This is a genomic window from Moraxella sp. CTOTU48717 (genome assembly GCF_032057165.1).
In the GTDB taxonomy this organism is placed as follows: domain Bacteria; phylum Pseudomonadota; class Gammaproteobacteria; order Pseudomonadales; family Moraxellaceae; genus Faucicola; species Faucicola tetraodonis.
Genome location: NZ_DAMBBC010000006.1, coordinates 81,003 through 98,622 on the forward strand (window position 1 = coordinate 81,003; position 17,620 = coordinate 98,622).

The following is a 17,620-nucleotide window of genomic DNA, read 5'->3' on the forward strand; positions in this document are numbered from 1 at the left end:
GTCTCGCTGAATCCTAGCGTAACTCAACACTGCTTTATGCCAAAAAAACCCTTGCAATCATTACAAGGGCTTAATGTTTCACGTGAAACTTCTATCAGGCCAATAAAATTTAGTCAAACAAGTCTTTGACATCTTCTTTGAGTTTATCAAAGAAGGATTTTTTCTGGGGTGATTGCTGATGATCACCCATGGATGATTGTAGCTGACGAAGTAGCTTTTTTTGTTCGTTGTTAAGGTTGGTCGGTGTCTCCACCACCACACGGCACAACAAGTCACCTTTCATCGTCGTGCGCACGGGGGTAACGCCTTTGCCTTTGATACGGAATACTTTGTGGCTTTGGGTGCCTTCGGGAATGCGTAAATTGATACGTCCTTCAAGCGTTGGTACTTCCACCTCACGGCCTAAGGCTGCATCCGCAAAGCTGATTGGCACATCCATATATAAGTCAGCGCCTTCACGAGTAAAAATAGGGTGCTGTGCCACACGGATTTCAACATACAAGTCACCGCTTTCACCGCCGGTAATCGCTTCACCTTCCCCCGTTAAACGTACCCGATCGCCATTGTCGATACCGGCAGGAATGGTAACTTCAAGGGTGCGTGATTTTTCTTTAACACCCGAGCCATGACAGTCATTGCAAGGATTTTTGATTTGTTTACCTGAGCCGCCACAGTTGGGGCAGGTTTGTTGCACAGCAAAAAAGCCTTGCTGCATACGTACCACACCCGCACCACCACAAGTTGCACAGGTCACGATATCGCTGCTGTCTTTGGCGCCCTTACCATCACAAGTTTCACAAGGGGCAGGTGCGGTAAAGGTAATTTCTTTTTTTGTCCCTTGCACCGCTTCTTCAAGTGTCAAATCGAGCATATAGCGTAAATCTGAGCCGCGTCTGCTACGTCCACCCCCTGTGCGACCCCCAAAAATGTCGCCAAAAATGTCTTGGAAGCCGCCCGTGCTGCCACCACGACGACCGCCGCCCATGCCGCCAAAAATATCGCCAAAAATATCTTGGAAGTTTCCACCGCCAAAGCCGCCACCGCCCATGCCATTCTCAAACGCGGCATGCCCCATACGGTCATACGCTGAGCGTTTGTCGTCATCACTTAGCACTTCGTACGCCATCGAGGCTTCTTTGAATTTTTCTTCGGCGGCAGGGTCATCAGGATTACGGTCTGGATGATATTTCATCGCAAGTTTGCGGTAGGCTATTTTGATTTCTTGTTCATTAGCGGTTTTATCTACCCCTAATACTTCATAAAAATCGCGTTTTGACATAGTAACTCCTTTGGCAGCATAGTGTTGACAGTACGGAAGAGTGGGTTCGACCAGTAGCAACGTTTAACAGCTGCCAAACCTTTGAAAGACTAAAATTTAAAAATATGCAATATAGTGGCGATTTTTGTTAAATAATCAAGCAAATAATCGGCTATCAGCGCAAAAATATTTTCCTTTTTTTGCAAGAAAAATACGCAATAGCCTAGCCCGTTGTTTTAAACTAATTAGCAAACTCTAACTCTAATAGTCATTTATGAAAAAAGTATTATCTTTGCTAATCATCCTGGCACTGATTGTCGTCGCATGGGTATTTGCCTCCCCTTATTGGGCAGTGTACCAACTAAAAAAAGCCTATGATGCACAACAAGCAGACACCATCAGTGCAGCAATTGAATTTACGCAACTGCAGCAAAGTGTCAAATCACAGCTAAGCCCTGTATTAATAGAAAAAGCCAATCATGTGGCAAAATCCCCTATTTTGCAGATGCTCAATATCGAATTAAACCCTAATGACCTAGTGAATAAAATGGTTAATCAAGCCGTGGATAATACCGTCACGCCAGAGGGCGTACAGTATGCGCTGACAGGACAAGCGACCAGCGAGCCGCTCAAAACAAATGTCAAACTGCTAGGAGGCTTGGTGGCAGTAGCGATGGATAAGATTGATATCAAAGACTTGATTTTGGCGCGCAATTCAGCTGAGCTTAACCAAAAAATCAAACAACAACTGCAATCGCCTAATCCCAATGCTCCCACAGCAACGTCACAAACCCGACCGACCACACACTATTGTGGTGTTAACTGTTTTGAAGTCAGCGGACAGCTGCGTGGCTACCCCTTAACGCTCCGCTTGCAGCGCCAAGGGCTTATTCATTGGAAAATTGTGGGTGTGACGCTGCCGTTAAATGCTTAAAACTGATCAATTTCTTCAGCGGTCAAAAACCGGCTTTCACCTTTTTCTAATCCTGCTAAGGTAATGTTACCGATGCGGGCACGGTGTAGCTCAATGACTTTATTGCCAAAATAGCCCATCATGCGTTTGACTTGGTGGTATTTGCCTTCCGTGAGTACCAGCTTGGCATGGGTAGCATCAGAAAAACTTAACTCAGCGGGTTTGGTTTTATCATACTCGTCTTCAAGCATGATGCCTTTTGCCAATTCTTTAATCGCAAATGCCTGTTGTGCTTCAGTCATTGGGTCGGCAAGTGTCAACTCATACACCTTTGCCACATGATGTTTGGGGCTGGTGACGCGGTGCAAAAAGCCACCATCATCACTGAGTAGTAGCGCACCTGTGGTGTCGACATCGAGTCGCCCTGCAATCCGCAAACTACCTAGCTGTGGTACATCAATCAAGTCTGTAACAATCGGCCATTCTTTTGGCTTTAGGGTGCATTCAAAGCCTTCTGGCTTATATAACAGTAAGTAGCGATTGCCCATCGCGACCGATAATGGCTCACCCGCCCATTCGATATCGTCACCCACTTCATCGATGTGTAGGCTTGAATCTTTGACCACCTCGCCATTGACAGTGACTTCGCCTGCGTGCAAGATTTTTTTGCAGTCTTTACGCGATAGCTCGGTGGCTTTGCTTAAAAATTTGTCTAAACGCATTTTTTTGTTATCCTAGTGCTTGTTTTGTTTATTGTAACATAGATTAACCATGTCCTATTACACGCTTAGCGACCCATGTACTGCCACACTTGAGATTAAAAAAAGCCAATTTTTGGGCTTTGGGTTTGCCATTGATAGCCGCGAGCAATTAATGTTTCACGTGGAACATTTATGCAACCAGTATCCCGATGCACGCCATGTCTGCTATGGCTATATCATTGGCGACCCACACAACACCACCTCGGCAGGCTTTGATGACGATGATGAGCCCAGTGGTACGGCAGGCAAGCCGATTTTAAACGTGTTACAACACAAGGGCATTGGTAACTGTGTGGTCATTGTGGTGCGTTACTTTGGCGGTATCAAACTTGGTGCAGGTGGGCTGACACGTGCCTATAGCAGCACCGCGCAAGCAGTGGTTGATAACATGAATTTGCACGCGTTTGTGCCGTTAAGCGTGATACTGATTGAAACCGATTTTGCCAATGAGTCCTTTGTCCGTCATGTGTTGAATGAGCTTAATGCCACGATTTTGGCAGTGGATTATGGCACAGATGTAGTATTAACAGTGGAAATAGCTAAGCAATCTATCACAGATTTAAATGAAAAAATCGGGTTTTATGGAGCCATTAAAAATGAATAAGGATAATGTAAAAATTAGAAAGGCTAAGATTTCAGATACTCAAATATTATCACAACTCGTTCTATCATTATCTCACTACTATTTAGCAGATAAAACTAACCAATTACCCAACTGGCTTGTAGATAGCTTTACAGAAAAACAATTTTTGGCAAGAATAAATAGTCCAGAATACGTCCATTTCGTTGCTGAAGTTAATAATAGAATCATTGGGTTTATTGTAATAAAGCAACCAAATCATCTTTATCATCTGTTCGTTCACGAATGCTATCATGGGCAAGGGATTGGCAGACAGTTATGGCAATATGCTTATCATAAATTACAACTTGATAGTCAAAAAAATATTATTGTTAGGGCCTCTCTCTACGCAGTGCCAATTTACGAAAGATTTGGTTTTATACGAGCTGATAATATTCTTGAGAAAGATGGTCTAAAATTTTTGCCCATGCAAAAAAATCAAAATAGCTAACATTTTCCACTTTATTGCTAGGGCAAAAGCAGTAAAATAAAGCAAATAAAAATTTCTAGGTAACTTATGACGACCATACACCAACTTGCTTTGCTCCCCTTTCGCACCCCGTTTTTCTTAGCCAACCCCCACGTTCAAACCATTTTACCCAAGTTTATCAAACTGCCAAAACCCAATTATCAGCGTCACCTTCACCCTGACCGTACCGGCACCACCCAAGTGGCTTATGACTTTGTCTTTGCCAATACCGATAATCAGCCAAACCTTAATAAGCCATTGGCGGTGATGTTTCATGGGCTTGAAGGCAGCAGTGATAGCCATTATGCCATTGCCTTTGCCCACCAAGCGCACCGATTGGGGTATGATGCGGTTATCGTCCATTTTCGCGGCTGCGGTGGGGTGGATAATACCTCAGAATTGGACTATAACGCGGGTGATACTGCCGAAGCGGTGCATATGTTTAAGCTGCTAAAAACTCAGTACGGTTATAGCCGAATTGTAGCCAGCGGGGTGTCGCTCGGCGCCAATATGCTGGCGCGTTATATGGGTGAGCAAGGCGATGCAGCTGCCTGTGAAGCAGCGGTGGTGATTTCTGCGCCCGTCGATTTGACGACCTCGGCAAAAGCCATGCATCGTTTTGTCGCCAAACGGGTGTATACGCCTTATTTGCTCAATCCTTTATTGCAAAAAGCCTTCAAAAAGGTGGACGAGCCAGCATTAGTTAACGCATTAAAAAATATCAAGATGATTGATGAGTTTGATGAGTTATATACCGCGCCGCGCCATGGTTTTGGTACGGGGGCGAATTATTACATCCAAGCCTCTGCCCTACCTGTACTCAAAAACATCACTAAACCCACGCTGATTATCACTGCCAAAGACGACCCATTTTTGGGCATTCTTGCCACCCAAGACGATGTGTCACCTTGTGTGCGCTTACTGTATAGCCAGCATGGGGGACATGTGGGCTTTGTGCAATTACAAAACAAAAAACTCAATGTGAATTGGCTGCCTAGCACCAGCTTTAAATTTTTTCAGGCTTGTACTGACTGATTGCTATGGCTTCAATAAAAAACGCCATCACAATGACGGCGCTTTTTATTGATTAAAGTTAATGAGGGGTTTTTTAAGATTACTTCTAACATTATAAAATGCCGTAATTCACCATGGCTTTAGCAATCTTGTTAAAACCTGCTAGATTGGCGCCTTTTTTATAATCAATCCTCCCATCCGCTTGTTTGCCATGGTTAAAACAATCATCATGGATATTTTTCATGATGGTTTTTAATTGCTCATCAAGCACTGCAGAGGTTGCGTATTGACGTACCGAGTTTTGTGACATCTCAAGACCTGATAACGCAACGCCACCGGCATTCGAGGCTTTTCCCGGCGCATAGATGACGCCATTACTTTGGAAGATGGCGATGGCATCGGCATCACTGGGCATGTTGGCACCCTCTGCCACGTATTTCACGCCATGATTGACCAGATTTTGCGCATCTTGCCCATTGATTTCGTTTTGGGTGGCGCAAGGTAGGGCAATATCGGCTTTGATATGCCATGGGCGGCTACCGTCGATCCATTCTGCGTCATCACTGGTGCTGACGAAGTCTTTTAAACGTTTGTCTTGCGCTTTATAAGTTTTGAGCGCTTCAATTTGCTCTAAGCTAAAGCCATGCTTGAGATGTAAGGTGCCTTTTGAGTCTGATAATGTCAGTACCTGCGCGCCAAGCTCAATACATTTTTGTGCCGCATGTAACGATACATTGCCCGCACCTGAGATTAGAGCAGTCTTAGCCATCAAGCCGTCATGATGGGCTTCTAGCATGTTTTGTAAAAAATACACAAGACCAAACCCCGTTGCCTCGGTACGAATCAAGCTACCACCTTGTCCCACCGTCTTACCGGTTAATACCCCGGTAAACTCACGATTAAGCGTCTTATACATGGCGAACATATAATTAATTTCGCGGCCACCGACACCGATATCACCCGCAGGTACATCTATATCTGCACCAATATAGGGCGCTAATTCGCGCATAAAGGCATAGCAAAATCGACGGATTTCGGCGTCTGATTTATCTTTTGGGTCAAAATCTGAACCGCCTTTACCCCCACCCATGGGTAGACCGGTCAATGCGTTTTTAAAGACTTGTTCAAACCCTAAAAATTTTAGTACCGAAAGATTCACACTGGAATGAAAACGGATACCGCCTTTGTAAGGACCTAATGCATTGTTAAATTGCACACGCCAACCGCGGTTGACTTGAACATTGCCTTGGTCATCTTCCCAGTTGATACGAAATTGAATAACACGGTCAGGGTTGGTTAAGCGGTCAAATAGATTAAGGTGTTGATAAACAGTAGATTGGTCATAAACCGCTGCGATATCTTCCCAGAATTCTTCGACCGCTTGGATAAACTCTGGCTCATTGCTATGACACTGCTTTAAAATGCTTAATAACTCACTGCTTTTCATACCACTCCTCAATGCTTTAACTTCATAAAAATAGTGCAAAAACACTATTTTGGTGAATTTATAGTAACTTAGCACTGTCATAGTAATTTGTAAAACTATTTCTCTGTACCTCTTTGGCACGGTTTTGGCACGGTGGGTTGCCGAAAACTAGACATGGGTGTTTGTGAGCAAGTTAACCTGCAACTGGATTTAATAGCTGACAAAGCCTGATTTGTCCTTTAAAATTGTTAATTTTTAGCAAGGTTTAGCGGCTTTGGTTAGCCGCTAATGCGTATTTGACCTAAGGCAAACTTATGCACATTCATATTCTTGGTATTTGTGGTACCTTCATGGGTTCGTTGGCGCTGCTTGCGCGTGACCTTGGACATACCGTGACAGGCTCGGACGCCAATGTCTATCCACCAATGTCCACCCAGCTTGAAAATGCGGGTGTTGAGATTATACAAGGGTATGCCGCTAGTCATTTACAACCTGCACCTGATTTGGTGATTGTCGGCAATGCCATGAAGCGCGGTATCGAAGCGGTTGAATATATGCTCAATGAGCGTATTCCTTATACCTCAGGACCGCAGTTTTTGGCAGAGCAGGTATTGCAATACCGTCATGTATTAGCCGTCGCAGGCACGCATGGCAAAACCACCACTACCACCATGCTGGCGTGGATTTTACACTATGCAGGCATTGATGCCGGCTTTTTGATTGGTGGCGTGCCACTGGTTGATACCCCAGATGAACGCCTAAAAAAAGCGTTTGCCCACAGTAGTTATTTGGGTAGTGATACAACTGCGGATCATGAAGGTTACTTTGTCATCGAAGCGGATGAGTATGACAGTGCTTTTTTTGATAAACGCTCTAAGTTTGTTCACTATCGCCCAACCACCGCAATTTTAAACAACCTTGAATACGACCACGCCGATATCTTCCCTAACCTTGCCGCCATCCAAACCCAGTTCCATCACATGGTACGCATGATACCGTCAAATGGCAAAATCATCATGCCAGCAGATACCGAAAGCTTGGAAGAAACCCTTAAAAAAGGCTGTTGGACACCGATTTGGCGGACAGCGCTTGCTAGCACTAATCCCCACGCCGATTGGCAAGCCAAGCTAGTGAAACAAGACGGAAGCCAATATGAAGTCATGTTTGATGGTCACAAAGGACAAGTCCATTGGCAGATGAGCGGGCTACATAGCGTCAATAATGGCTTAGTGGCAATTGCGGCAGCCTACAATATTGGCGTATCGGTTGCACAAGCCTGTGAAGCCTTATCCAATTTTGCTGGCATCAAACGCCGTATGGAGCTGGTCGGCACAATCGATAACCACGGCAAACATATAGAAGTTTATGACGACTTTGCCCACCACCCAACCGCCATTGAAACCACGCTCGATGGTGCCAAAAAACGTTTTGCGGATAACCCAAAGCGTAAAATTTGGGCAGTGATTGAACCGCGTTCAAATACCATGAAACTCGGTACCCACCAAGGTTTGCTTGCGCCATCAGCGAGTATCGCCGACCAAGTCATTTGGTATCAACCTGCCAATCTAGATTGGTCAGTTGCCGATGCGATTGGCAATGCTGCCAACCAACAAGTGATGACATCGACCGATGCGATTATTAAGCATATTGCAGCGCACATTGGCGATGACGATGCGGTGATTGTAATGTCAAATGGCGGCTTTGAAGGCATTCATGGTCGACTGGTGAAGGCACTGCAGCAAGGCTAACTGTTTTAACCTTGTAAATTTGCTAGCAAAAATCGTGATTTTTTAGCATACTCATGATTACTTGTACAAATATTAGGTTACACAATGCTTACCCGAGTCATTTTTAATCAAAAAGGCGGTGTTGGTAAATCCAGCATTGCTGTCAACCTTGCCGCGATGAGTGCCCATCAAGGTTTGCGTACCTTACTCATCGACCTTGATCCCCAGTGCAACGCAACCCAATATATCATCGGCGATGATGCCACAGACATTCATCCCGCGCATATCACAGAACCCAATATTGAAAATTTCTTTTCGCAAACCCTGCAAGCGACGTCTAGCCCCATGCCGATGATGTTTGCATTTCCGTTTGGCGGTATGGCGGGTAGTCGCAATCAAGGGTTGGAGCATTGCATTCACACCACCCGATTTGATAATTTATCACTGATTCCAGCCAGCCCCATGCTTGCCGATATTTTGCAGCCCCTTGAAAGCAAACATAAAATTTATAAATTAAAAGACGGCTTAAACCTTTTAAGTCAGCAGTTTGATCGGGTGTACATTGATACACCACCGGCGTTTAACTTTTTTACTTTGTCGGCATTGATCGCAGCTGATCGTGTCATTGTCCCGTTTGATTGTGATATTTTCTCCAAACGCGCGCTGCAAACCTTGGTGCAAAATATCTTAGAGACGCGCCAAGACCATAATAGTGACTTGTTAATTGAAGGTATTATCGTCAATCAGTTTGACCCACGCGCCAATCTACCCAAAGAAGTGGTACAAACGTTGGTCAATGAAGGCTATCCTATGTATGAGACCAAACTTAGCCCTTCAATTATCATGAAACAATCCCACCATCAAAGTTTGCCGCTGATTTATTTGGACGCTAAACATAAACTCACCCAGCAGTATGCTGCGCTTTATCAAGAAATCGAATCCAGATAACGGAACTTACAATTAATCGTCTCTACTGACATAGCATTACATTAAATAAAAAATCCTCTTAATACTTCAAAGAGAACTTACATAATTAACAAACCAACATTTTAACTGCTGGTAGCTTGTCTATAAAATACCAGTCATCAGAGAGGCAGTTATTAGTTAAAACCATAAATATAACAATTTAGCGCTGTAACGCCTGCCAATCGATTAGGTAAAAAAATAAGTTAAAAATTACACAGGTTAAAAAATTAGGAGTGTTAAAATGAGCTTTATTTATATGATTATCATGGGTCTTATCGTTGGTGTTATCGCCCGTGCTATCAAGCCAGGTGCGGACGCAATGGGCTGGATTCTTACTATTGTATTGGGTATCATTGGTGCGTTAGTAGGCGGTTTCTTAGCAGGTATGCTAGGTATGAATGCCAATGGTGGCTTTACTGGTCTAATTTTCTCAGTCATTGGTGCTATTATTGTGCTATTCGTCTATGAGTTAGCCACTGGTAAACGCCGTATTGGTTAATACTGTATTAGTTAACTATGCAATCAATTTAGAATATCTATTTAAAAAAGGCATTTAATTTAAATGCCTTTTTTATTGGCTAAAATTTTCTGAACGCATGGTATCTAACACTTGGCATTTTGGCTTTAATTTTTTTCAGTTTAATTTTTTTGCCCTCATTGTCTTACTAAGTTTGGAATCTCCGCTTAGAATAATGCTATATTGTTGACTTGGTTTTTAGCACCAGATACCTACTAGACCCCTATTAGACACTAATGAGATACTAAGGTAAACGCTTTCATGGAACAACTTGTCAATTTTCAAACGCAAAATGGCGTTTTAGAAATCCAATTTAATCGTGCTGATAAAAAAAATGCCCTAACCAATGCCATGTACCAAGCCGTACAAACCGCGATGGAACAGGCAAAAAGTGACGATAATATTCGAGTGATTTTATTTACGTCAACGGGGGATTTTTTTACCGCAGGTAATGATCTTGTCGATTTTTTAAACAAAGCTGAAAACGACGATGCTGAGCTTAATGCGTTAGATTTTGTGCAGTTTTTGGGCGATTATCCCAAACCCATCGTGGCAGCGGTGACAGGCTCAGGCGTTGGCATTGGCTTGACGCTGCTACTTCATTGTGATTTGGTGTATATCGTAGAAAACGCTAAATTATTGGCCCCATTTGTGGATTTATCGTTGGTGCCAGAAGCAGGTTCGACCCTTTTACTGACGCAAAAAATTGGTTATCAGCGTGCCTTTGAGGTGTTTGTAATGGGTGAAAAAATTACAGGTAAACAGGCGGTTGAATTGGGCTTAGCCAACCAAGCTTTTGCTAATAGTGATGAGGTACTAAGCACGGCGCGCCAAAAAGCAGAAATACTTGCCAAAAAATCGGTGTCATCGGTACGACAAACCAAAGACTTGATGCGTAATGCCACAGAAATCCTAGCGCGTATCCAACAAGAAAATGTTCACTTTAGTAACCGTCTGCAGACGGATGAAGTCAAAGCGATACTGCGCAAATTTGTCCATAAACAATAAGGCAAAAGAGAACACTAATGCAAAAAAGCCTTTTAACTAGCAAATTAAAAGGCTTTTGTTTAACCCAACTTATTAGCCAATTTATTAGATAGCCATTATTTGGCTACCACAAACTGTTCAATTTGCGCACGCACCAAATTTGCATCATTATCAAGCACAGTCACATACTGCGCCAAGCTTTCGATATTATCGGTATGCTTGGGGCGGGGAATGTCAAGTTGACCGACAGCTTCGGTGATGGTCTCGGCAAATTTGGCTGGCAAGGCGGTTTCGGCGCAGACAATGACCTCACCCTTTTTGCGTACTTCACGAGCCACTTTTATCCCATCAGCGGTGTGCGGGTCAATGAGCTGATTGTCTTCGGCATACACTTGTTTGATTGTGGCGATACGGTCGGCATGGGTTGATTTACCCGATGCAAAGCCATATTTGCCATTGATGTTTGCCATCAAATCCGACATATCAAAGCCTTTACCTGCGTTGACATCCTGCCAAAGCGTATGGATTTTTTCGCCATTTTTCTCAGCGAGCAGGTACACAAAACGCTCAAAATTTGACGCTTTTGAAATATCCATCGATGGACTTGATGTCACATAAGTCTTGTCAGCGGTACGGGGGCTATATTTACCAGTAGTAAAAAAGTCGTGCAGAACGTCGTTTTCGTTGGTGGCGACGATTAAACGGTCGATGGGTAATCCCATTTCACGGGCAATATGTCCCGCGCAGATATTACCAAAGTTACCCGATGGCACGCAGAAACTCACCTTTTCGCTATTGTCGGTAGTGCTGGCAAAATAACCTTTAAAATAGTAGACGATTTGCGCGAGGATACGACCCCAGTTAATGGAGTTGACAGTCCCAAGGCTGTATTTGGCTTTAAACTCAGCATCTTGCTGCAGGGCTTTTACGATGTCTTGGCAGTCATCGAACATACCTTTGATGGCGATGTTATGGATATTTTTGTCATCGAGGCTATACATTTGTGCGCGCTGGAACTCACTCATTTTGCCATGGGGTGACATCATGAACACTTCGATATTGTCTTTGCCGCGCAGCGCATATTCAGCAGCTGAGCCTGTATCACCTGATGTGGCGCCGATGATGGTCAGACGCTCATTTTTTTTCTTTAACACATATTCAAAAGCATTGCCCAAAAACTGCATGGCGATGTCTTTAAATGCCAGTGTGGGACCATTTGATAACTCGATGATTTTGATGCCATCTTTGAGTGTACGAACAGGGGTGATATCAGGATTGCCAAATGCCTGCACGGTGTAAGTTTTATCAATCAGTGTTTTTAAATCGTCTTTTGGGATATCGGTGGCAAATAATTGCATGATTTCAAAGGCAAGCTCAGTGTAGCTTAAAGTGCGCCATTGGGTGAGGGTTGCTTCATCAATCTGTGGGTATTCTTCAGGTAGCATTAAGCCGCCGTCTGGGGCAAGTCCCATCAGTAACACATCACTAAATTGCATAGGGGCTGTTTTGCCACGGGTGCTGATATAGTTCATCTTTCCATCCATTTAATCAATTTCATGCAGTTTAGCATAAACCTAGCATTGCGATGAATGCCAATTTTTTAGCCACGTTTTTGCAGTAAGGCATAATAAAAACCATCGCCATCGTTTTGATGAAGCGGCAAGCATTGATAACCGATGTCCCGTTTGATTTGGTTGGATAAATTAAGGCTAAAATCCACGATTTGCGCCGCTTTGTGTGTGGCTAAAAACGCTTGTAATTGGTCTTCATTCTCTGCTTTTAACATCGAGCAAGTGATATAGAGTAGATAGCCGTTAGTAGCTAAATTATGCCAACAGTTGGCTAAAATATTCGCTTGTAACGCGGCAGTCTGCCCCACATCTTCTTCAGTACGTAGCAATGCAATATCAGGATGGCGGCGAATCACACCCGTTGCAGTGCAAGGTGCATCAAGCACTATCACATCAAATTGGGTATGTGCTTGAAACGTTGCAGCATCCTCACACACCAATTGTACATTTTCTTGGTTTAACTGCAAACGCTCAAAATTTTGGCTCACCCGTTGTAAACGTTTTTCATCATTGTCCAAAGCGATTACATGCGCGATATTTTGATGTTTCACGTGAAACGTTTTTGACTGATCAAGCTCCAATAAATGCGCCAGTTTACCTCCCGGCGCAGTGCAAGCATCTAGTAACCTCAAAGATTTATCCAAGGCGAGGCTTGCCAAAATATGTGCTGATAACTGGGCGTGTTTGTCTTGCACACTGACCCATCCTTCGGCAAATTTAGGCAAATCAGTGATTCTTATAGCGTCAGTGAGTTGAATGGTTTGCACTTTCTCAATGCCAATTGACACTAGGTCAAAACCGATGCCTTGTTGGGTTAATATATCGGCATAATCCTCTACACTACAAAATTTGCGATTGACGCGTAAGAATATGGGCGCAGGTTGGCGAAGCGCTTGCCCAAGCTCGGCATAGTATTCACCCCAATCCTGTTTGAGCTGTTTGGCAAGCCAATTTGGTAGACTGTGGTTTTTCTCAATTTTTTTGGCAAATTTGGCAGGGTTTTTTTGCACCTTTCGCAGTATGGCATTGATAAGTCCAGCACCGTAACCTTTATCGAGTTGTTTGACTGCTTCGACCGTTTCACCAATTGCCGCGTAATCTGGCGTGTCCATATACAGCAGTTGGTACAGTCCGATATTGAGGGCTGCCCATACGCCTTTGTCAGTGACTTCATGCTCAATCAAGCTTTCACCAATACGAGCGAGTGCCCACCATTGACGCAGCGTGCCAAGCAATAATTCATGGGCAAAGCCTTTGTCTTTTTCGCTCACTTGGTTGAGTAGTGGGTCAAGCAAGCTAGCCAATGACTCACCTTGTTGGATACGCTCAAGGGTGGCGACAACTTTGGCGCGAGTGTTAAGCTGAGAATGTAATTGGGTCATGATGTGCCTAATTGGTTATGAGTGAAAAATATCACCATCGTTGAGTTTATCTCCATTGGCAATTTGCTCAGCGGTTAACGGCTTACCCCCTGGCCACTGCATTTGGGTGATATTAATCAGATGTTGCACACTCTGATGTTGGTGGTTGGTCGCGTTTTTGCCACAGGCGACCAAAATTGCATTACGACCCACACTGACGATTTTACCTGCAGGTTCATGGGTTTGTTGGTCAAGTTTAATGGGTGCTGCTTCTATTATTTTGATACGCTGATTGGGGTCTTTATGTTCATCAAGATAGGTAAAGGCATTTAACGCACGGATTTGACGCTGAATACTGATGGCATCATTTTGCCAGTTAATCTCACCCTCTGCCGTGGTGATTTTCTCGGCATAATTAGCCAAAGCGTCGTCTTGTTTTTGCGCGTTTTGTTGATAGTTTTCTACATCAGACAGCACCGTCACAATGGCTTCACCGCCTAATTTGGCTAATTTATCATGCAATAGTTGGGTGGTATCTGTGTCAGTGATCGGGCATTCTATTTTATACAGCATATCGCCCGTATCAAGTCCCTGCGCCATTTGCATAATGGTAATGCCTGTAGTATCGTCACCCGCTAAAATCGCACGCTGAATGGGCGCTGCACCACGCCAGCGTGGCAATAATGAGCCATGAATATTGATGCAGCCAAATTTTGGGGTATGTAGTACGCCAAGTGGTAAAATCAATCCGTACGCAGCCACCACCATAATATCGGGGCGATAGTGTTTAAGTGTTTCACGTGAAACACTCCCATTGGCTGATTTTAAGCTAAAGCTTTCAGGTTGTTCTACCGCAATGTTATTTGCTAAGGCAAGTGCTTTCACGGGGGATGTGCTAATTTTTTGCCCACGACCAGATTTGCGGTCAGGTTGTGTATAGACTGCCACAATGTCAATATTAAGGGCTTTTTGGTGACTGATGAGTGCTTGTAAGGCAACTTTAGCAAATTCGGGTGTACCAGCAAATACAACCCTAAGCGGGGTTTGAGACATGATAAATTTCGTCTTAAATACAATAAATTTCTGCTATTATAATATGAATTGGCACAATACTTAAATCTAGCATTGTGATGATGGGTTTTTTTCTTTTACCTTCATTGACCGTTTTCTTTATTGGGTATATCACGCTGTGTCAAACCAGTTTTCTCTCTACAATCGCCCAGCAGCTCGGCGACTCATCATAACCTTGGTGGCTATCGAGCTGATACTAATAGTGGCAGGTTATGGACTGCTTTGGCTTTATGCGTTGCAGCAGCAACAGCAGCTTGGCAAAAGCTACCTCGTTGAACTGGTTGATAAACTCAATCATAAAATTACCCACGGTGAGCACGATTGGAGTCAGGTTAATTTAGACCAACATGAAGTGATTGAAAATTATCAGTTGATTGTCTTTGAGCCAACGGGTGATACTACCGTCGTCAAAAACAACCATAACGATTTCTCTGACGCCTTACCCAATTGGACGCTATCCGCCAAACAAAGCAATAAAATATTTTATGATGATCGTGGCTTTGAAGTTTGGCAGAATCTGGCAGAGGGTTACCGCCTATACGTTAAAGTACAATACTTCCCACTTTGGAGTAATTTTGCCAACCCTATCTATTTGCTGCCGCTGCTACTAGCGCTTTGCCTATTTTTATATGTGATGATTCAGCTGCGAAAGACTTACGAGGTTTGGTATAAATTTCTCGATTATGCCCAAAATTTGCAATTGCAAATTAGTCAAGGTTATCAGCCTGCCAAGCTTCATGAGTTTCGTGACCACCCTGAATTACGCTATTTATCTCAGCTGTTTAATCGTCATGCTTATAAGATGGGGCAATATTATGATAAGGTTCGCGAGTTAACCTATCGACAAAATATTTTGATTGATACTTCACCAATTTTGCTATTTATCATGAGCAGAAATGGTCGGATTGTGTACTTTAATCATAAATTTTCACAAGTGTTTTATACCCCGTTTCAACCGGGGTCGATGTATATTCTCAGCGACTTTATCACCGGTGCCAATAAAACCACGCAGCAGTTACTAAATTCGCTCGAGAATATTCAGACTTATGCGACCTTACCCGTGACCAATCTACAGCGAAATCTGTATTTTGATTTACGCATTACCCCGTATTATAACCGTTTTGGTCAATTACAAGGTTATAGCTGTGGCTTACAAGATACCACCGATTATCACGATAAGCTGCAAAAAGCGTGGGTCGAAGATAAATTTACTGCCGATAAATTAACCAGTTTTAATAAAATGTGGGCAGTAGTGGGACATGAATTGCGTACCCCACTGAGTGGTCTAGTCGGCATGATAGATTTACTTGCTGAAGATAAAGCGCAGTTTAATAGCGAGCAACAAGAAACCATCGCAACCCTGCAACAATCTAGCCAGACCATGATTCAACTGCTCAATGATATGCTAGATGTTGCCAAATTAGACGCAGGCAAGCTACAAACCAATGTCACGTCTATTGATCTCTTGAAGTTACTACGCCAAACCACTGAGCTGATGCTTGGTAATGCCCGACGTCAAAAAATTAGTCTGTATATTTTTGTGGATCCCCTTACCCCCCGTTTTATTGATTGTGATGAAGGTAAATTACGCCAAATTATTTTAAACTTATTGACCAATGCGGTGAAATTCACCCGAGAGGGCTACGTGGCTATCACGGTTGATAAAATCGATAGCCATCACCCATTAATCAAGGCTAAAACTAGCCAAAATGCCGCTGTCAGCAAAGATTGGTTAAAAATATCAGTAAAAGATACCGGCTTAGGCATTACAGAAAAAGACCAACAAAAGTTATTTTCCTACTTTGGTCAAGCCAATGATTCCATTAGTCGGCAATTTGGCGGTACGGGGCTTGGTTTAGCTATTTCCAATAGTTTTTCACATTTATTGGGCGGGTTTATTCATTTAGAAAGTCAATTTGGTGAAGGCAGTGAATTCCAACTATTTTTACCGATTCCAAAGTTTAGTCTGCAGTCTGCTTACCAATATAAAACTGGTAATTTAAGGGTAACACTGATTATTATCTCGCCATTTTCTATCTTTGAGCGAGTGAATAAAGTGCTAAATTATGTGGAATTGCCGCACCATATCTTCACAGCTATTGATGAAGCCGTTATCGATACGATTAATAACCTTGATTTGCAAGGCTTGATGCCGGTGTTTGTGATTGATGATGTAGCACTTAAAGCCAATAACCACTTATTAGATAATATTCATTTTTATGCTGATGCGATTAAAATTATTTTAAGTATTGAATCCCCCAAAACTTTGCCACCCGAACACCAATTACAATTTGATGGGTATTTGCAAAAACCTGCGTCTTTAAGCCACTTGATTGCGGAGGTGAATCATCTATATGCGTTAAAAATCAAAAAAGAAAAAACCAACACCCATCTCCCTGTACAACTGGCATTTAAGCAATTTTTGCAGCAGTACCCTAATCTCTCTCATTCTAGCGTTACCGTAGCATCCGCACCACCACCCGTTAATAACTATAATGTTTTATTGGATACACCAATTCAATTATTTGATAATGGGCAAACGAGTGTTGATAGCCCAACCGATGCGCATCACTCTAGTCAAAAATTGATACTAATAGCAGAAGACAACCCCGTTAACCAAAAAATTGCCAAAAAACATTTGGAAACCTTGGGTTATCGCTATCTTGTAGCCGATGATGGCGAGCAAGCGGTTAAGTTACTCAGTGAAAATCGTCAGCGAATCGGACTTGTGTTGATGGACTGTCGTATGCCAATCTTAGATGGTATTGAAGCCACACGTATTATTCGTCTCAATAAAGATAGTGTGCCTATTGTTGCCCTAACCGCCAACGATTCTGATGATGATAGAAATATCTGTTTAGAAGCGGGCATGGACAGTTTTTTGACCAAACCTATCAATAAGCAAAAACTCATCGAAGCCATCAATCATTACATGGTCTGAGACAATAAAAAAAGACCAA

The 17,620-nt window shown here is 43.1% G+C and carries 15 protein-coding genes; 9 read left to right on the forward strand and 6 right to left on the reverse strand.

All coding sequences use genetic code 11. From position 1 onward, the window contains the following. Positions 1-109: 109 nt before the first annotated feature. The gene (gene dnaJ / locus RT084_RS05320) at positions 110-1,279 is read right to left on the reverse strand and encodes a molecular chaperone DnaJ (RefSeq protein WP_312384982.1); all 1,170 of its coding nucleotides are present in this window, start codon (positions 1,277-1,279) and stop codon (positions 110-112) included. 253 nt (positions 1,280-1,532) lie between these two features. Here dnaJ and RT084_RS05325 point away from each other — a divergent pair, with 253 nt between their 5' ends. Further along, complete coding sequence (locus tag RT084_RS05325) at positions 1,533-2,192, forward strand: DUF2939 domain-containing protein (protein ID WP_312384983.1); 660 nt, start codon at positions 1,533-1,535, stop codon at positions 2,190-2,192. Here RT084_RS05325 and RT084_RS05330 read toward each other — a convergent pair. Continuing rightward, positions 2,189-2,893 carry a pseudouridine synthase gene (locus tag RT084_RS05330; RefSeq protein WP_159676859.1) on the reverse strand — a complete coding sequence of 235 codons (705 nt, stop codon included), beginning with the start codon at positions 2,891-2,893 and terminating at the stop codon, positions 2,189-2,191. The two genes, RT084_RS05325 and RT084_RS05330, sit on opposite strands and share 4 nt — an antisense overlap. Positions 2,894-2,942: 49 nt before the next feature. On the opposite strand from RT084_RS05330, the gene RT084_RS05335 reads away from it, so the two are divergent. The 3 genes from RT084_RS05335 (at position 2,943) to RT084_RS05345 (ending at position 5,055) form a co-directional block, all read left to right on the forward strand. Then, a complete protein-coding gene (locus tag RT084_RS05335) occupies positions 2,943-3,536 on the forward strand; it encodes an IMPACT family protein (protein WP_312384985.1) in 594 nt (197 codons plus the stop codon). Further along, positions 3,529-4,002, forward strand: a complete 474-nt coding sequence (locus RT084_RS05340) for a GNAT family N-acetyltransferase (protein ID WP_312384986.1) — start codon at positions 3,529-3,531, stop codon at positions 4,000-4,002. Before RT084_RS05335 ends, RT084_RS05340 begins: the two co-directional genes overlap by 8 nt. Before the next feature lie 66 nt (positions 4,003-4,068). Further along, the gene (locus RT084_RS05345) at positions 4,069-5,055 is read left to right on the forward strand and encodes a YheT family hydrolase (RefSeq protein ID WP_312384987.1); all 987 of its coding nucleotides are present in this window, start codon (positions 4,069-4,071) and stop codon (positions 5,053-5,055) included. A 91-nt stretch (positions 5,056-5,146) separates the two neighbouring features. Here the strand turns inward: RT084_RS05345 and gdhA are convergent, their stop codons facing one another. Beyond that, positions 5,147-6,481, reverse strand: coding sequence for an NADP-specific glutamate dehydrogenase (gene gdhA, locus RT084_RS05350; RefSeq protein ID WP_312384989.1), 1,335 nt, complete (start codon positions 6,479-6,481; stop codon positions 5,147-5,149). 293 nt (positions 6,482-6,774) lie between these two features. Between gdhA and mpl the strand changes: the two genes are divergently transcribed. The 4 genes from mpl to RT084_RS05370 all read left to right on the forward strand — a co-directional run bounded on the left by mpl (position 6,775) and on the right by RT084_RS05370 (position 10,678). Then, positions 6,775-8,208: a UDP-N-acetylmuramate:L-alanyl-gamma-D-glutamyl-meso-diaminopimelate ligase gene (gene mpl / locus RT084_RS05355; RefSeq protein WP_312384990.1), complete on the forward strand. Its 1,434-nt coding sequence runs from the start codon at positions 6,775-6,777 to the stop codon at positions 8,206-8,208. An 84-nt stretch (positions 8,209-8,292) separates the two neighbouring features. Continuing rightward, positions 8,293-9,135: a ParA family protein gene (locus RT084_RS05360; protein WP_312384991.1), complete on the forward strand. Its 843-nt coding sequence runs from the start codon at positions 8,293-8,295 to the stop codon at positions 9,133-9,135. A gap of 259 nt (positions 9,136-9,394) precedes the next feature. Further along, on the forward strand, positions 9,395-9,652 hold the full coding sequence (locus RT084_RS05365) for a GlsB/YeaQ/YmgE family stress response membrane protein (RefSeq protein ID WP_036601338.1): 258 nt from the start codon (positions 9,395-9,397) through the stop codon (positions 9,650-9,652). Positions 9,653-9,931: 279 nt separating this feature from the next. Next, positions 9,932-10,678: an enoyl-CoA hydratase-related protein gene (locus RT084_RS05370; RefSeq protein WP_312384992.1), complete on the forward strand. Its 747-nt coding sequence runs from the start codon at positions 9,932-9,934 to the stop codon at positions 10,676-10,678. A gap of 95 nt (positions 10,679-10,773) precedes the next feature. On the opposite strand, the gene thrC is transcribed toward RT084_RS05370, so the two are convergent. The 3 genes from thrC to fmt form a co-directional block, all read right to left on the reverse strand. Beyond that, entirely contained in the window at positions 10,774-12,189 is a 1,416-nt protein-coding gene (gene thrC / locus RT084_RS05375; RefSeq protein ID WP_159375617.1) for a threonine synthase, read from the reverse strand. A 68-nt stretch (positions 12,190-12,257) separates the two neighbouring features. Then, positions 12,258-13,610 carry a 16S rRNA (cytosine(967)-C(5))-methyltransferase RsmB gene (gene rsmB, locus RT084_RS05380; RefSeq protein ID WP_313097918.1) on the reverse strand — a complete coding sequence of 451 codons (1,353 nt, stop codon included), beginning with the start codon at positions 13,608-13,610 and terminating at the stop codon, positions 12,258-12,260. Between the two features lie 15 nt (positions 13,611-13,625). Beyond that, a complete protein-coding gene (fmt, locus tag RT084_RS05385; protein ID WP_313097921.1) occupies positions 13,626-14,642 on the reverse strand; it encodes a methionyl-tRNA formyltransferase in 1,017 nt (338 codons plus the stop codon). Between the two features lie 136 nt (positions 14,643-14,778). Between fmt and RT084_RS05390 the strand changes: the two genes are divergently transcribed. Beyond that, complete coding sequence (locus RT084_RS05390) at positions 14,779-17,601, forward strand: hybrid sensor histidine kinase/response regulator (protein ID WP_313097923.1); 2,823 nt, start codon at positions 14,779-14,781, stop codon at positions 17,599-17,601. Positions 17,602-17,620 lie beyond the last annotated feature (19 nt).

Excerpts from the sequence above, each read along its gene's own strand:
- fmt (WP_313097921.1), bottom strand. The coding sequence starts at position 14,642 with ATGTCTCAAACCCCGCTTAGGGTTGTATTTGCTGGTACACCCGAATTT.
- thrC (WP_159375617.1), bottom strand. The coding sequence starts at position 12,189 with ATGAACTATATCAGCACCCGTGGCAAAACAGCCCCTATGCAATTTAGT.
- RT084_RS05325 (WP_312384983.1), top strand. The coding sequence starts at position 1,533 with ATGAAAAAAGTATTATCTTTGCTAATCATCCTGGCACTGATTGTCGTC.
- RT084_RS05345 (WP_312384987.1), top strand. The coding sequence starts at position 4,069 with ATGACGACCATACACCAACTTGCTTTGCTCCCCTTTCGCACCCCGTTT.
- RT084_RS05335 (WP_312384985.1), top strand. The coding sequence starts at position 2,943 with ATGTCCTATTACACGCTTAGCGACCCATGTACTGCCACACTTGAGATT.
- RT084_RS05370 (WP_312384992.1), top strand. The coding sequence starts at position 9,932 with ATGGAACAACTTGTCAATTTTCAAACGCAAAATGGCGTTTTAGAAATC.
- RT084_RS05360 (WP_312384991.1), top strand. The coding sequence starts at position 8,293 with ATGCTTACCCGAGTCATTTTTAATCAAAAAGGCGGTGTTGGTAAATCC.
- RT084_RS05330 (WP_159676859.1), bottom strand. The coding sequence starts at position 2,893 with ATGCGTTTAGACAAATTTTTAAGCAAAGCCACCGAGCTATCGCGTAAA.
- mpl (WP_312384990.1), top strand. The coding sequence starts at position 6,775 with ATGCACATTCATATTCTTGGTATTTGTGGTACCTTCATGGGTTCGTTG.
- dnaJ (WP_312384982.1), bottom strand. The coding sequence starts at position 1,279 with ATGTCAAAACGCGATTTTTATGAAGTATTAGGGGTAGATAAAACCGCT.
- RT084_RS05365 (WP_036601338.1), top strand. The coding sequence starts at position 9,395 with ATGAGCTTTATTTATATGATTATCATGGGTCTTATCGTTGGTGTTATC.
- gdhA (WP_312384989.1), bottom strand. The coding sequence starts at position 6,481 with ATGAAAAGCAGTGAGTTATTAAGCATTTTAAAGCAGTGTCATAGCAAT.
- rsmB (WP_313097918.1), bottom strand. The coding sequence starts at position 13,610 with ATGACCCAATTACATTCTCAGCTTAACACTCGCGCCAAAGTTGTCGCC.
- RT084_RS05340 (WP_312384986.1), top strand. The coding sequence starts at position 3,529 with ATGAATAAGGATAATGTAAAAATTAGAAAGGCTAAGATTTCAGATACT.